This is a genomic window from Paraburkholderia sp. PREW-6R (assembly GCF_039621805.1).
GTDB lineage: Bacteria > Pseudomonadota > Gammaproteobacteria > Burkholderiales > Burkholderiaceae > Paraburkholderia.
This window is the reverse complement of record NZ_CP155074.1, coordinates 15,717-29,956: the sequence shown is the minus strand read 5'-3', so window position 1 is coordinate 29,956 and position 14,240 is coordinate 15,717. Positions and strand designations below refer to the sequence as shown.

12 protein-coding genes are annotated in these 14,240 nt (G+C 64.3%); 3 read left to right on the top strand and 9 right to left on the bottom strand.

The window, feature by feature from the left end:
* The first annotated feature begins 10 nt into the window (after positions 1-10).
* Positions 11-1,162 (top strand): adenosyl-hopene transferase HpnH, encoded by a 1,152-nt coding sequence (hpnH, locus tag AAGS40_RS15420; protein WP_345815654.1) that lies wholly within the window; start codon positions 11-13, stop codon positions 1,160-1,162.
* Between the two features lie 169 nt (positions 1,163-1,331).
* Here hpnH and AAGS40_RS15415 read toward each other — a convergent pair whose 3' ends face one another.
* Positions 1,332-1,937, bottom strand: coding sequence for an ABC transporter substrate-binding protein (locus AAGS40_RS15415; RefSeq protein ID WP_345815653.1), 606 nt, complete (start codon positions 1,935-1,937; stop codon positions 1,332-1,334).
* A 212-nt stretch (positions 1,938-2,149) separates the two neighbouring features.
* On the opposite strand from AAGS40_RS15415, the gene AAGS40_RS15410 reads away from it, so the two are divergent.
* The gene (locus AAGS40_RS15410) at positions 2,150-4,765 is read left to right on the top strand and encodes an MMPL family transporter (protein ID WP_345815652.1); all 2,616 of its coding nucleotides are present in this window, start codon (positions 2,150-2,152) and stop codon (positions 4,763-4,765) included.
* Between the two features lie 2 nt (positions 4,766-4,767).
* Positions 4,768-5,781, top strand: a complete 1,014-nt coding sequence (locus tag AAGS40_RS15405; RefSeq protein WP_345815651.1) for an MlaA family lipoprotein — start codon at positions 4,768-4,770, stop codon at positions 5,779-5,781.
* A 174-nt stretch (positions 5,782-5,955) separates the two neighbouring features.
* Here AAGS40_RS15405 and AAGS40_RS15400 read toward each other — a convergent pair whose 3' ends face one another.
* The 8 genes from AAGS40_RS15400 to AAGS40_RS15365 all read right to left on the bottom strand — a co-directional run bounded on the left by AAGS40_RS15400 (position 5,956) and on the right by AAGS40_RS15365 (position 13,649).
* The gene (locus AAGS40_RS15400; RefSeq protein ID WP_345815650.1) at positions 5,956-6,438 is read right to left on the bottom strand and encodes a hotdog domain-containing protein; all 483 of its coding nucleotides are present in this window, start codon (positions 6,436-6,438) and stop codon (positions 5,956-5,958) included.
* A 112-nt stretch (positions 6,439-6,550) separates the two neighbouring features.
* Positions 6,551-7,291 carry a phosphorylase gene (locus tag AAGS40_RS15395; protein ID WP_345815649.1) on the bottom strand — a complete coding sequence of 247 codons (741 nt, stop codon included), beginning with the start codon at positions 7,289-7,291 and terminating at the stop codon, positions 6,551-6,553.
* 3 nt (positions 7,292-7,294) lie between these two features.
* On the bottom strand, positions 7,295-9,352 hold the full coding sequence (gene shc, locus AAGS40_RS15390) for a squalene--hopene cyclase (protein WP_345815648.1): 2,058 nt from the start codon (positions 9,350-9,352) through the stop codon (positions 7,295-7,297).
* A complete protein-coding gene (hpnE, locus tag AAGS40_RS15385; RefSeq protein ID WP_345815647.1) occupies positions 9,349-10,617 on the bottom strand; it encodes a hydroxysqualene dehydroxylase HpnE in 1,269 nt (422 codons plus the stop codon). Before hpnE ends, shc begins: the two co-directional genes overlap by 4 nt.
* Positions 10,618-10,621: 4 nt before the next feature.
* A complete protein-coding gene (gene hpnD / locus AAGS40_RS15380; protein WP_345815646.1) occupies positions 10,622-11,470 on the bottom strand; it encodes a presqualene diphosphate synthase HpnD in 849 nt (282 codons plus the stop codon).
* Between the two features lie 259 nt (positions 11,471-11,729).
* Positions 11,730-12,668, bottom strand: a complete 939-nt coding sequence (locus AAGS40_RS15375; RefSeq protein ID WP_345815645.1) for a diguanylate cyclase — start codon at positions 12,666-12,668, stop codon at positions 11,730-11,732.
* The gene (locus AAGS40_RS15370; RefSeq protein WP_345815644.1) at positions 12,665-13,288 is read right to left on the bottom strand and encodes a chemotaxis protein CheC; all 624 of its coding nucleotides are present in this window, start codon (positions 13,286-13,288) and stop codon (positions 12,665-12,667) included. Before AAGS40_RS15370 ends, AAGS40_RS15375 begins: the two co-directional genes overlap by 4 nt.
* Positions 13,281-13,649: a response regulator gene (locus AAGS40_RS15365; protein WP_345815643.1), complete on the bottom strand. Its 369-nt coding sequence runs from the start codon at positions 13,647-13,649 to the stop codon at positions 13,281-13,283. Before AAGS40_RS15365 ends, AAGS40_RS15370 begins: the two co-directional genes overlap by 8 nt.
* Positions 13,650-14,240: the final 591 nt, after the last annotated feature.

Genomic DNA, 14,240 nt, shown 5'->3' with positions numbered 1-14,240 from the left:
GGAGGACGTCTTGTCTATTCCGCTGCTACAGAAAGTCCGGGTCGGCGCCTACATCATGCGCCAGCACCTGTCCGGCAACAAACGCTACCCGCTCGCCCTGATGCTGGAGCCGTTGTTCCGCTGCAATCTTGCCTGCAATGGCTGCGGCAAGATCGACTATCCGGATCCAATCCTGAATCAGCGCCTGTCACTGGAAGAGTGTCTCGGCGCAGTCGACGAATGCAACGCACCGGTGGTGTCGATTGCGGGCGGCGAGCCGCTGCTGCACAAGGAAATGCCGCAGATCGTGAAGGGCATCATCGCGCGCAAGAAGTTCGTGTACCTGTGCACGAATGCGCTGCTGATGGAAAAGAAAATGGACGACTACGAGCCGAATCCGTACTTCGTCTGGTCGGTTCACCTCGACGGCGACCAGGAAGCGCACGATCACTCGGTGTCGCAGGAAGGCGTGTACGTCAAGGCCGTCGCCGCAATCAAGGAAGCGAAACGCCGCGGCTTCCGCGTGAACATCAACTGCACGCTGTTCAACGACGCCGTGCCGGAGCGCGTGGCGAAGTTCTTCGACTCGGTTCGCGAAATGGGCGTGGACGGCATCACCGTCTCGCCGGGTTACGCGTACGAGCGCGCGCCGGATCAGCAACACTTCCTGAACCGCGACAAGACCAAGCATCTGTTCCGCGAAATCTTCAAGCGTGGCAATGGCGGCAAGAACTGGTCGTTCAGCCAGTCGGCCATGTTCCTCGACTTTCTCGCCGGCAATCAGACGTATGAATGCACGCCGTGGGGCAACCCGGCGCGCACGGTGTTTGGCTGGCAGAAGCCGTGTTATCTGGTCGGCGAAGGGTACGTGAAGACCTTCAAGGAACTGATGGAAACCACGGACTGGGACAAGTACGGCACCGGCAACTACGAGAAGTGCGCGGACTGCATGGTGCACTGCGGCTTCGAAGCCACGGCGGTCATGGACACGGTGGCGCACCCGCTGAAGGCGCTCAAGGTCAGCATGCGCGGTCCGAAAACGGAAGGCGCGTTCACCAAGGACATCCCTCTGGACAAGCAGCGCCCGGCCGAATATGTGTTCTCGCGCCACGTCGAGATCAAGCTCGAGGAGATCAAGGTCAGCGGCAAAGGCAAGAAAGTGCAGACGGCGTCGGCAGTTTAAGACGGGCGTCGGGGTACAAAAAAGCGCGGTGCTCTGGTAGCCACCGCGCTTTTTTTCACCTGCGCTCTTCAGCGAACGCTTCACCTTTGTTCAGCGTTCGTTCAAGCCCTTGTTAAGTATTGTCCACCCGGGTTGAGCCTCGTTCAGCCGGTTTGGCCCCGGACAACTTTCACCCCGCGCTGCGTGCGTTGTGCGCGGTCAGAAACTTGATGAGCCCGTCCACGCCGCCCTTGGACAACTGATCGGCGAACTGCGTCTGATACACCTGGATCAGCCAGGCACCCATCATGTTGATGTCGTACACCTTCCAGCCGGACGGACCTTTGGTGAGACGATAGTCGATCGCATCGTCACCGCCGTTGCTGATCACGTGCGACTGTACGACGATGTCTTTAGCGCCTTCCGGCACACTGACCGGCGCAAACTTGAACTTGACGTCCTGGTCGCGCAGCTGGGACAGCGAGGCCGCGTAGGTGCGAACCAGCAGCAGCGTGAACTGGTCATAGAGCTGCTTTTGCTGTTCGGGCGTTGCCGTGCTCCACGCCTTGCCGACGGCGATACGCGTGGTGCGCTGAAAGTCCGTGGCCGGCACGAAGCGCGTTTCCACCAGTTGGGTGATCTTCGCCATGTCGCCGCCGCGCGCTTGCGGGTCGGCTTTCATCGCGCTCACCGTGCCCTCCACGGCGCTCTTGACGACCGCGTCGGGCGCGGTTTGCGCAAAAGCTGCGGTGGACATCACCGCAGCCGTCAGAAAAGCAGTCAGATAACGTTTCATACGCTCGCCAGAAACCTGAAGAAGTAAGCGCCGGCAGGCCTTGCAGACCCGCGGCTCGAACAGATAGACCCAGTATACCGAGATTGTGTTCCCGCCCGGTGCAGTCATACCCGCGCTGGACTTGCATCGAACCCGGGCCGGATTGCCCGGCCTCTGTATACTTGTGCACTTTCATCAAAAACGCCATCCGTGATAAGGCCACCTTCGCCTACATGCTGAAGTCATCTATTGTCCGTCTCGTCGCCTATTCGGTGCGTCATCCGTTGCGGATCATCGCCGTGTCGCTCGTGCTCGCCGTTCTGAGCGGCTTTTACGTCGCCCATCATTTCAAGATCAACACGGACATCAGCCGGCTCATCGAGACCGACAAGCAGTGGTCGTCGCTCGAACATGCGATGGACGACGCTTTCCCCGACCGCGGCCAAACCGTGCTGGTGGTCGTCGAGGCACGCGCGCCCGAATTTGCCGACGCCGCCGCAGGCGCCCTCGCCGCCGCGCTCAAGGCCGATCCGAAGGAGTTCGTCGCGGTGTCGCAGCCGGCCGGCGGCCCGTTCTTCGAACATAACGGTTTGCTGTTCCCGTCCCTGGACGAGGTCATGTCGACCACCTCGCAGCTCGTCCAGTCGCGCCCGCTCGTCAATGCTCTCGCTCACGATCCGAGCCTGACCGGCCTTGCCGGCACGCTCACCACGAGCCTGTTGCTGCCGCTGCAACTCGGTCAGGTCAAGCTCGCCGACATGAGCCACCTGCTGTCGCAGAGCGCCAATACGCTCGACCGCGTACTGGCCGGCCAGCCGGCCGCGTTTTCGTGGCGCGCGCTGGTGGACAAGAGTAGCGCCACCGATCCGGCGCGCGCGTTCGTGGTCGTGCAGCCTGTCGTCAATTACGACGCGCTGGAGCCGGGCGCGGCGGCTTCCAAAGCGATCCGCGACACAGCGGCGTCGCTTCATCTCGACGCCCGCTATGGCGCGACCGTCCGTCTGACCGGCGAGCAGCCGCTCGCGGACGAGGAGTTCGCGTCGGTCAAGGACGGCGCGGTGCTCAACGGCATCGGTACCTTCATCGTCGTGCTGGTCATTCTGTGGCTCGCGCTGCGTTCGGGCCGCATGATCGCCGCGGTGTTCATCACGCTGTTCGTCGGGCTCGCCATTACAGCGGCGCTCGGCCTGCTGATGGTCGGCGCGCTGAACATGATTTCGGTCGCGTTCATGGTGCTGTTCGTCGGGCTGGGGGTCGACTTCGGCGTGCAGTTCGGCGTCAAGTACCGCGAGGAACGCAATCGCGACGACCGTCTGGCTGCGGCGCTCGCCCATACCGCGCACAGCATCGGCGTGCCGCTCACGCTCGCGGCCGTTGCCGTGGCGCTGAGCTTCTTCTCGTTCCTGCCCACCGCTTATCGCGGCGTGTCGGAGTTGGGCGAAATCGCGGGCGTCGGCATGTTCGTCGCGTACTTCACGAACATGACGCTGCTGCCCGCTTTGCTGAAGATCTTCAATCCGCCGGGCGAAGCCGCGTCGCCGGGCTTCAGGCAGCTTGCTCCGGTCGATGATTTCCTCGCTCATCATCGCAAGCCGGTGCTGATCGGCACGCTGGTGCTCGTGATCGGCGCCGCGCCGCTGCTCACGCATCTGCGCTTCGACTTCAACCCGCTGCATCTGAAAGACCCGCATACGGAGTCGATGGCGACGCTGTTGTCGCTGAAAGACTCGCCGGAAGCCGCCGTGAACAATGTGCACACGCTGGCGCCCTCGCTAGCCGACGCGGATCGCACGGCCCAGCGTTTGCGCGCGCTGCCGCAAGTCGGTCGCGTCACCACCCTCGACACTTTCGTGCCCGCGCAGCAGCAACAGAAGCTGATGCTGATCGCGAGCGCCGCGCAGCAACTGTTGCCGGCGTTACAGCAGCCGCCCGCGCCGCAAGCGACGGACGCCGTGCGCGTCGCGGCCTTGAAGCGCGCGTCGAACCAGCTCTCGCTCGCCGCCGACGATCACCCGGGCCCGGGCGCCGCCGAAGCGAAGCACCTGTCGGACACGCTGGCCAAACTGGCCGCTGCGAATGCCGCCACGCGTGATCGCGCCGAGACCGCCATGTCGGAGCCGTTACGCATCGCACTGAAGCAACTCGCCGATCTGTTGCAACCCACGGAAATCACGCGCGATAATCTGCCGACGGAAATCTCGAAGCAGTGGGTTGCGAAAGACGGCCGCGCGCTCGTCGACATCTCGCCGAGGATCAAACCCGGCGCGGATCCGAACGATGACGTCGCGCTCGCCGCGTTCGCGCACGCTGTGAAGAAGGCGGAACCGGGCGCGATCGGCGGACCGATTTCGATCCTGCATTCCGCCGACACGATCATCAAGGCGTTCCTGCAGGCAGCCGCTTATGCGCTGCTCTCGATCGCCATTCTGTTGTGGATCGCGCTGCGCCGGCCCGGCGACGTGTTGCGCACGCTCGTGCCGCTGCTGGTGTCCGCGCTCGTCACGCTGGAATTGTGCGTGGTCTTCGGCATGCCGCTGAACTTCGCGAATATCATTGCATTGCCGCTCATGCTCGGCGTTGGCGTCGCGTTCAAGATTTACTTCGTGATGGCATGGCGCAATGGGCAGACTGGATTGCTGCAATCGAGCCTCACTCATGCCGTGCTGTTCAGCGCGGCGACCACGGCAACGGCGTTCGGCAGCCTCTGGCTGTCGCACCATCCGGGGACGTCCAGTATGGGCCGCCTGCTCGCGCTTTCGTTGTTTTGCACGCTGATCGGCGCGGTGGTGTTCCAACCGGTGCTGATGGGCAAACCGCGCCCACGTCGCGCGAAGCACATAGGAATCTAAGAATGAAGCTGCGTAATACCGTGCTCGTGCTCGCCGCCACCGGTGTGATCTCGGGGTGCGCGACCGGCCCCGACCGTAAGCCCGGTGACCCGTTCGAACCTGTCAATCGCGTCGTGTTCAATTTCAACGACGGCCTTGACCGCTATGTCGCGGTGCCGGTGGCAAAGGGCTATCAGAAAGTCACCCCGCAGCCGCTGCGCACGGCCGTGAGTAACTTCTTTTCCAATCTCGGCGACCTGAGCAACGCAGCCAACGCGCTGCTTCAGCTGAAAATCACGGACGCGACCGAAGACATTGTCCGCTTTGCGTTCAACTCGACGTTCGGCCTGGGCGGCCTGCTCGACTGGGCCACGCCGGCCGGTCTGCCGAAGCATCACCAGGACTTTGGCCTGACGCTGGGTCACTGGGGCATTCCGTCCGGACCGTACCTCGTGCTGCCTCTGTTCGGGCCGAGCACGGTGCGCGACAGCCTGGGTCTCGTCGTGGATGTGAAATTCAATCCGCTGAACTACATGGAACCCGCGGTGCGCAATCCACTGTATGTGCTCCAGTTCGTGAGCGTACGTTCCGACTTGCTGGGCGCAACGGACCTGTTGCAACAGGCGGCGCTGGACAAGTATTCGTTCGTGCGCGACGCGTACACGCAGCAGCGGCGCGCGCGTTTGCGGGGCACTGACGGCTCCGCACCGCTGCCGGATTACGACGATCAAAGTGATTCCGGCGCGGCGGCACCGGCAAAGGGTTCGGCGGCGGGCGCGCCGGCGGCATTACCGAACTACGCCGATCCCGGCGATGCGGCCGCGGTGCCGCAGGGCGCATCCGGTAGCGCAAACGGCGCACCGGCGACCCCGGCCGGCGGCGGCGTGCCCAGTTACAGCGATCCGGGCGACACGCCGGCAAGCGGTGCAACGGGCGTCTCACCGGGCGCGCCGGCAGCCGTTACGCCGGATCAGGGAACGCCGGCACCGCAAGCCGCGCCCGCGAACGGTAAACAACCGGTCCCGGCTGCGCAATAAGCGCCGGGCCAGGCATTGCAATAACGCCGGCGCGCGACGCGCCGGACACGCGCCGAGTTGGCGGCGCAGTTCAAACGCGCGGTAAGCGGATAACATTCTGCCGTCGCGACGTAGCGACGTGGCGACGTAGCGACTCCCAGGCAGGAGGCACGCAGCCCATCGCAACCAGCCCGCTCAGTGCAGGCTGTCCGCCTCGACCCGCGTGACGCTCCGTTCTTCGTCGGCTGACGCAACCGGCACTTGCGGCACCGGTCGCGAATTCTCGCGATAGTGTGCAAACGCTTCGTCCGCGTATCGAATCTGCGTGCGGCCATGTGGCGCGGGTTCGCCGTTCTCGTCGAGATTGACGAACACCATCTTGTCGACGGTCAGAATGCTCTTGCGCGTGATCTTGTTGCGCACTTCGCAACGAAGCGTGATGGAGGTGCGGCCGAACTGCGTGGCGGTCATGCCCAGTTCGATGATGTCCCCTTGCCGCGCCGAACTGACGAAGTTGATCTCGGACATGAACTTGGTCACGACACGCTGGTTATCCAGCTGGCAGATCGCGTAAATTGCCGCTTCTTCGTCGATCCAGCGCAGGAGGCTGCCGCCGAACAACGTGCCGTTTGGGTTGAGATCTTCAGGCTTGACCCACTTTCTCGTATGAAAATTCATTTGGTACTCCGTGTCTGAGACAACCGGCGACGCCTTACGGCGCGACCTAGGGTTAACACCTAGGATCATACCAACTATAAGGGTTTTCACTTATTTTTCAATAAATGCTGAATCAGGGGGCGATGGCATCCACGATCAGTGTGCCGCCCGCGTCCATTGCCTGTCTCGCGAGGACAAGTGAGCGCTTTGCGGCGCGCGCGTCCCCGGCGAGCTCAATGAGCGCGCCGATCTGCGACGGCTGACGCAGCAGTTCGCGCAGAATCGGGCCAAGCGCGGTGGTGCCGTCGTCGCGCAGGCCGGCCGTGGCAGCCGGCGGCAACGTGCGCCACGCCGGATCGACAATCGTGCGGCACACGGCGAACGGCAACCCTCGCGCGGCGGCGGCCGCGCCGGCAATATGCGATTCCATGTCGACGGCCAGGGCGCCCGTCGTGCGATGCAGGACCTGTTTGTCTTCGGCGGTGACGAGAGGTGCGCTCACCGCCGCCGTCACGCCGCGGCGAAAACGCGTTCTGAGTGCTCCGCCCGAGCAGGCGGCTGACAACCTGTCCGTCCAGTTGCGATTCGTTTCGATGCGCCCGAACGGCCCTTGAACGGCATCCGCAACGATCAGCGCGCCAGGCTCCAATTCCGGCGCCAGGCCGCCGGCCGTCCCGAAGCTGAGAATGCCCGAGCAGCCATGCGCCAGTGCGGCGCTGAGCGCGCGTTCGAGCAGATCGGCGCGCGCCGCGTACACCACTTCGACGCCCTTGCCGCGGGCGATTCTCGCCTCGAACGCCATGCCCGTCACCACGATGACCGGCGGCGCACCACCGCTGGCGACGACCGAAGCTGGCGGAATGGAACGCGCCATCCGTTACATCCCGACCGGCACGCGCGTCAGACCGTTGCGCTTCAGATGCCGGAAGCGTGCCAGCGTCCACAGCGGGAAGAATTTGCGATAACCGTGATAACGCAGATAGAACACGCGCGGAAAGCCGGTCGCCGTAAAGCGCGTTTCGTCCCACAGACCGTGCTCGCGCTGCTCGCGCTGCAGGTAGTGGATGCCGCGCGCCACCGCTTCGTGATTGACCTCGCCGGCGGCCATCAGCCCCATCAGCGCCCACGCAGTTTGCGACGCCGTGCTCGGCGCGCGCTCGTAGCCGTGATAGTCGAGCTTGTAGCTTTCGCCGCCCTCGCCCCAACCGCCGTCCTCGTTCTGGATCGACAGCAGCCAGTGCGCCGCGCGCTTCATGCGCGGGTCCTCATGCGGCAGGCCGGCGGCGTTCAGCGAACACAACGCGGTCCACGTGCCGTAGATGTAGTTCAAGCCCCAGCGTCCGTACCAGCTGCCGTCCGCTTCCTGCTCCTTCAGCATGTAATCGAGCGCGCGCTGCGCCGGTTCGCTGTTCTGCGGAAATTCGCCGAGTTCGGCCAGCATCGACAGGCAGCGGCCCGACACATCCGCAGTCGGCGGATCGAGTAGCGCGCCGTGGTCCGAGAACGGAATGTTGTTCAGGTAGTACTGCGTGTTCTCGGGCTCGAACGCCCCCCAGCCGCCGTCACTGCTTTGCATGCCGACCACCCATTCGCGCGCACGCGAAATGGCTTCACGGTCCACGTCCGACCCGCTCAGCAGCGCCGCGCGATGCATCGCCATGACGACCACCGCCGTGTCGTCCACATCCGGGTAGTGCGCGTTGTTGTACTGGAACGCCCAGCCGCCTGGCCGCACGTTCGGGCGACGCGAAATCCAGTCGCCGCGCACGTCCAGAATCTGCAACGGACGCAGCCACGCAAGTCCTCGCTCGGCGGCCTGTTCCGCATGCGCCTCGCGCGTTTCGAGCAGCGCATGCGCGGCGAGTGACGTGTCCCACACCGGCGACAGGCACGGTTGGCAATATGCTTCGTCGTCCTTGATAACGAGCAGCTTGTCGATCGACCGGCGGGCGATCGCGCGATGCGGGTGATCGGCCGGATAGCCGAGCACGTCGTACATCATCACCGAGTTGGCCATGGCCGGAAAGATTGCGCCGAGACCGTCTTCGCCATTCAGCCGCTCGTCGACGAACGACACCGCCGCACGCACTGCGCGCTCGCGCGTCGCTTTCGGGAACAGGCCGTCGACAGCGCGCAGCAGCACGTCCACACCGCTAAAGAAGCCGAACCAGCCGGCGTGCTGATGCGGCGCCCGATCGCGCGGACCGACGTTCACCGGTGCACCGCTGAACACTTCGTCGATGCGAACCTTGCGCGGATTGCGCGCCAGCGGACGCTTCGCGTTGAGCACGAGCAGCGGCACGATCACCGTGCGGGCCCAGTACGACACCTTCGACAGATGAAACGGGAACCACTCGGGCAGCAGCATGATTTCGACGGGCATCATCGGCACTGCGCGCCACGACACCACGCCGAACAGCGCGAGCAGGATCCGCGTGAATACGTTGACCTGCTCTGCGCCGCCGTGCGCGAGAATCGCGTTGCGCGCCCGCACCATGTGCTCGGCGTCCGGCGAGTCGCCGATCATCTTCAAGGCGAAATACGCCTTGACGCTGGCGCTGACGTCGAGCGCGCCGTCGGTAAAGAGCGGCCAGCCGCCGTTGGGCAACTGGATGCGGCGCAGATAGCGCGCAATCCTCTGCTCCAGTTCGAGGTTCGCGGTCTCACCGAGATAATGGACCAACAACACGTATTCGGCGGGAATGGTGGCGTCGGCTTCGAGTTCGTAGACCCAGTGCCCGTCCGCGTGTTGCGCGCCAAGAATCGCGTCGGTGGCGCGCGTGATCGCTGCGTCGAGCGAAGCATCGAGCCCGGCCGTTGCAGGGCCAGCAGCGGCAGCGGCGGTCATGTCCATCGTGTCGGATTCGACAGGCTGCATGCCGGCGAATTCGAGCGGGACGGCGTCCCGTAACTGGGCTTGAGAGAGGTCGTTCATCGGCGTTCCATCGGTTCATTCAGCAGCGTATCCGCGGCTTTCTGGCCGGAACGGATCGCGCCTTCTATCGTTGCGGGCAGGCCGGTAGCCGTCCAGTCGCCCGCAAGCATGAGATTTTTCCAGCGGGTGCGGGTGCCCGGGCGCAGCGTCTCCTGATCCGGCAACGCGGCGAAGGTCGCCCGTTTGTCCATCACGACCTGCCAGCGCGGCACCGGCACGGCCGGCAATTCCGCCGCCTTCGCCACCTCTGTCCAGACCGTGGCCGCCAGCGTGTCGTGCGGCAGATCGAGCAGACGCCCGGCGTCGTTCACCGTGACCGACAGGCGCCCGTCGAACGCGAAGAGCCACGCGCCCGTTCCGTTGAGCAAGCCCGTGATCGGCGGCAAGCCGAACGGCGGCTCGACCGCGAAGTGCACGTTGACGGTCGCAGCAAAGCGGTTCGGCGCGCGCAGTCCGGGCACGAGCGTCTGCGCGACGCCGGACGGCACAGCGAGAATCACGCCGTGATTGGGTTCCAGTTCCACACGGCCGTCCGCGAAATTCAGCGCCTGCACGCGCGCGGCGTTTGTGGCGAACGCCACGTCTTTCAGACTCGAGTTCAACCGGATCACCGCGCCGCCATGTTGCAAAAGACGCAGTGCCGGATCGACGAACGCACTGCTGAGGCCATTGCGCGCCACCAGCGGCCGGCACGCGAGGCCGCCTGCGATCAGCGTCTCCCGCACCATTGCACCGGTCAGTTCCGCCGACGCCTCACGCGGCTCGATGTTCAATAGCACCTGGAACAGCGGACGCAGCAAGCGGTCCCACAGCGGCCCATTGCAACGCATGGTTTGCGCGACGCTGCGCCCCGGGCGCGCCAGCAGCAATGGGATGAGCGCCAGATAATCCGCAGGTCCCGTGTTCGGCACGCGCGCGTGCTGATCGAAAATCCACCAAGGCAAGCGTCCGGGCGACATCCTGACGGTCCAGCGCGCCTGCGTTGCCAGATCGACGAACGGGTACGCCGGAAACGCCGGGCCAACCAGTTCATCGGAAGCGCCGATGGCTCGCGTATAGCTGAGCGTCGCGGCATTGCCCGACAGCACCATGTGGTTGCCGCTGTCGATCGTCTGGCCCAACTCGGCGTCATAGTACGAACGGCAGCGCCCGCCTGCATGATCGGCTGCGTCGTGCAGCACGACGCGCGCGCCGCGCCGCTGCAACTGCACGGCGGCGGCCAGACCGGCGAGGCCCGCACCGACCACATGGATGAGCCTTTGCATCGGCTCAGAAGAGCGCGTAGCGCGCGACGATCAACAGCAGACGCGCACGCGGCTTGCTGACTTTCGTGCGGGGAATGTCGAAGCCACGCTCGACCGTGCGGTCGAGCAGCATGCGATACACACCCGACATAATGCGCGGCGCTTTCACCTGGCTGCGCGGCTCGCGGTCCATGATCGCGTCCGACTCGGCGAAATGTTTGCGCGCGCGCTCGGCGAGCGTTGCGCAGACGCGCGGCAGCGACGGGTCGTCGGCGATCTGCGTGGGACTTACAGCGGCGATGCCTTCGCGCGCCAGCAGTTCGCGCGGCAGATAGCAGCGATTGATGCCGGCGTCTTCGTCGATGTCGCGCAGGATGTTGGTGAGTTGCAGCGCGCGTCCCAGATGATGCGCGAGCAGTCGGCCCGGCGCTTCCTGCATCCCGAATATCCTCACCGATAGACGGCCCGCCGCGCTGGCGACGCGGTCGCAGTACAGGTCCAGCGTGGCTTCGTCGGGCGCGCAGATGTCTTCGGCGGCGTCCATGGCCATGCCGTCGATCATCGCGTGAAAGTCTTCACGTTGCAGCTGAAACGTGTGAATGTGACGCGTCAATGCGCGCAGCGAAGCGCGCGGCGCACCGGCGTAGCACGCGTCGATGTCCGACCGCCAGCGCTCGAGCGCGGCGGAGCGTTCCGCGCGCGGCAGGTCGCTGTCGGCGATGTCGTCGACCGCGCGGCAAAAAGCGTAGACCTGATACATGGCATCGCGCTGCGCAGCCGGCAGGATGCGCATGGCGAGGTAAAACGAGCTGCCGGACGTAGCAGCAGCGGCGTCGATTTCTGTATCGTCCACGACAAGATTGGAAACAGCCAAGACGATCTCCGCAGGAGGCGCCCGCTGAAAGGCGTTCAGGATTTTTTATGCCGGCCCGCGAAACAGGCAGCAGGCGCGCGGGGACACGCGCGAATCACCCGGCAGGCATGCCGGAATCGGCGAAAAGTATATCAACGTTTGCACGAGGCCGCAGTTTCGCCGGCCGATACGGGGACGGAAGACGCGGAAATCTTCAGCAGAAATGGGCGGTTCGTGAAGCGGGCGGGGTTGCCCGGGCCAGAGTTGCGCGTGCAGTGCGTCAGGTGAACGCGACCGAGCGATTGCGGCCCTGCCGCTTCGCGCTGTACAGCGCGGCGTCGGCTTCGTTGATCAACACGTCATAAGCCGGCACGCCTGCGCGGGCCGACGCGCCGCCCAGACTCGCCGTGACCGGCACGCCCGTGCCTTGCGCTTCGACCGGCGTGTCGGCGATCGTGCAGCGGATTTTCTCTGCGACGCGCATTGCGTCTGCGAGCGGCGTGCACGGCATCAGCAACGCAAACTCCTCGCCGCCGAACCGCCCGAACGTGTCCTGCGCACGCACCACGCCGGCCACGCGCTGCGCCATCACGCGCAACACCGTATCGCCGACGCCGTGGCCGAACTGGTCATTGATCTTCTTGAAGTGGTCGAGATCGAACAGCAGCAGGGAGAGATCGCCGCCGTACCGCAGCCAGCGCGTGTATTCGTCGCGCAGCCGCGCCTCGAAAAAGCGGCGATTGGCGATGCCGGTGAGTCCGTCACGGTCCGCGTATTCCTGAAGCTTCGCCACTGCTTCTTCTCGCTCGCGCTGCACGATGCTCACGTGCGTGACATCGGAAATCGTCACGCATACGGCTACCACTTCCCGGTCGCGCGTGAGCGGCATGAACGTGCAATCCTGCTGCATGAAATCGACGCCGCCGGTAATCGGCCGGTCGTGGTCGAAGCGGAACAGATACGGGCGTTGTTCCCACGAACTGAACGCAAAGCTGCCCAGCTGGAAGACGCTTTCGATCTTGCGCGACAACCAGACGCGCGGCAGTTCAGGGAAATGCGTGAAGAGCGACTTGCCGACCACCTGATGCGCCGACAGTCCGCTGTGGTCCTGCATGAAGCGATTCCACATGAGCACGTTCATCTCGCGATCGAGCACGAAGATGCCGAAGCCGACACGTTCGACCACCAGATCGCTCAACGCGTCCACGGCTATGCTCACAGGCTCGAAAGCAGCGCGTCGAGTGCGCCGTTCATGTGACGGATCGACTCTTCTGCCATCAGCATCACGAGATGCGCACGGAAGCTCTGGTCCTCCAGCGCGAAATTGACTTCGACGAGCAGCGCCACTTCCCATTGCAGCACGTCGGACTGAAACACCTGCTCGAGCGTCAACGTTTCGCCGAGCAGGCCCGGCGCGGAGAAAATCGGCGTGCGCCCGAGCTGGTCGAGAATGCACGACACGCACGCGCCCGTGAGCACGTTGGCCACGTCCAGCACGAGTTCCTGCTGGCTCACCGCCTCGTAGGACGAGCGCGAATACGGGTCACTGACGAGCGCGCATAACTGTTCGATGCTGTCGCTGCGGCAGATCACCAGCGCCTCGCCCTTGATGTCGGAGCGAAAGCCCTGACGCACCGCGCTCACCGTGTCCTCGATGCCGGTCATCTCGCGCAATGCCTGCGCCGCTTCGCTCACCGCGACCACCTTCACGCGCGGCACTGACAACTCGATAAAGGCATCGAGCAGGCGCGCGAGGCGTGTCGCGGCCTGGCCCATCGCCAGATTGGCGACTTCCTGCAGCGCGTCGCGCTGGTCTTCGTTCAGGACTGGCTCAGACATACAACCCGTACTCCTTGAGGATGGGCAGTAGCACGTCGGGCGTCACAGGCTTGGCGATGAATGCCGCAGCGCCGAGCGCGCGCACGCGCTGCTGGGCGACCGGCTGGACATCGGCGGAAACGACGATCACGAACGTGTTGAGATCTTCATGCTGCAACGCTTCGAGCACCTGATAGCCGGTCATGTCCGGCATCGTCAGGTCGAGGAACATGACCGATGCGCGGCCCTCGCGATACAGAGCGAGCGCTTCGCGCCCGTTGGACGCGTACGAGACGTCTACGTCCCACTGCGGCGGCAGCGCCTTCGTCAGCACCTTGCGGGCAAGGAGCGAATCGTCGGCGATCACAATGGGTAGCGGCATGGGCGGCTCGTCGGGCGGAATGGTCTCGGGCGTGTTAACGGCGCACAGAGGCGACTTCTTGAGGCGAAATCTGCCAGCCGGCGCAACGATGCGACAGAGCCGGCACGTCAGGTTTCGAGCGAGCGGAAAGGATGCGCGGCAAGCCGCGCTGCGCGGAATTCGTGAGCAGACGCGAACGCTGTCTGCATGCACGAAGGACGTCGGCGATGACCTGCATATTCGAAGCCTACCCCCGTAGTGGACGTGCGCGGCTTCGTGCCTGGCTGGCCTCTCGTCGCGCGCCTGGCGCCGTGGACGCTCTCTGCATGCGTGCTCCGCATGACCGGGCTCCCTCGCGGCGGAATGCGCCCGAACGTGGCAGGCGCATATTTATGATGGCGAATTTTCGAGCTAATTACCCGGGAAAGCAACACGCCAAAAGCGCCATCGTTAAGTAAAAATTCCTGGTTTTGCGAATTTGCGGAAATGTTTATTTGCGCTCGCGCACGAATAATTCTCATAAATACTTTTGTGTACGTTTGCGCTTGCCGTTTCGTCGCTGAATAACAGGCAGACAAATTGACCGCCGTTAGAGCGAGAATGCAATTCCGG

Excerpts from the sequence above, each read along its gene's own strand:
- AAGS40_RS15415 (WP_345815653.1), bottom strand. The coding sequence starts at position 1,937 with ATGAAACGTTATCTGACTGCTTTTCTGACGGCTGCGGTGATGTCCACC.
- AAGS40_RS15410 (WP_345815652.1), top strand. The coding sequence starts at position 2,150 with ATGCTGAAGTCATCTATTGTCCGTCTCGTCGCCTATTCGGTGCGTCAT.
- AAGS40_RS15405 (WP_345815651.1), top strand. The coding sequence starts at position 4,768 with ATGAAGCTGCGTAATACCGTGCTCGTGCTCGCCGCCACCGGTGTGATC.
- AAGS40_RS15400 (WP_345815650.1), bottom strand. The coding sequence starts at position 6,438 with ATGAATTTTCATACGAGAAAGTGGGTCAAGCCTGAAGATCTCAACCCA.
- AAGS40_RS15395 (WP_345815649.1), bottom strand. The coding sequence starts at position 7,291 with ATGGCGCGTTCCATTCCGCCAGCTTCGGTCGTCGCCAGCGGTGGTGCG.
- shc (WP_345815648.1), bottom strand. The coding sequence starts at position 9,352 with ATGAACGACCTCTCTCAAGCCCAGTTACGGGACGCCGTCCCGCTCGAA.
- hpnE (WP_345815647.1), bottom strand. The coding sequence starts at position 10,617 with ATGCAAAGGCTCATCCATGTGGTCGGTGCGGGCCTCGCCGGTCTGGCC.
- AAGS40_RS15370 (WP_345815644.1), bottom strand. The coding sequence starts at position 13,288 with ATGTCTGAGCCAGTCCTGAACGAAGACCAGCGCGACGCGCTGCAGGAA.
- AAGS40_RS15365 (WP_345815643.1), bottom strand. The coding sequence starts at position 13,649 with ATGCCGCTACCCATTGTGATCGCCGACGATTCGCTCCTTGCCCGCAAG.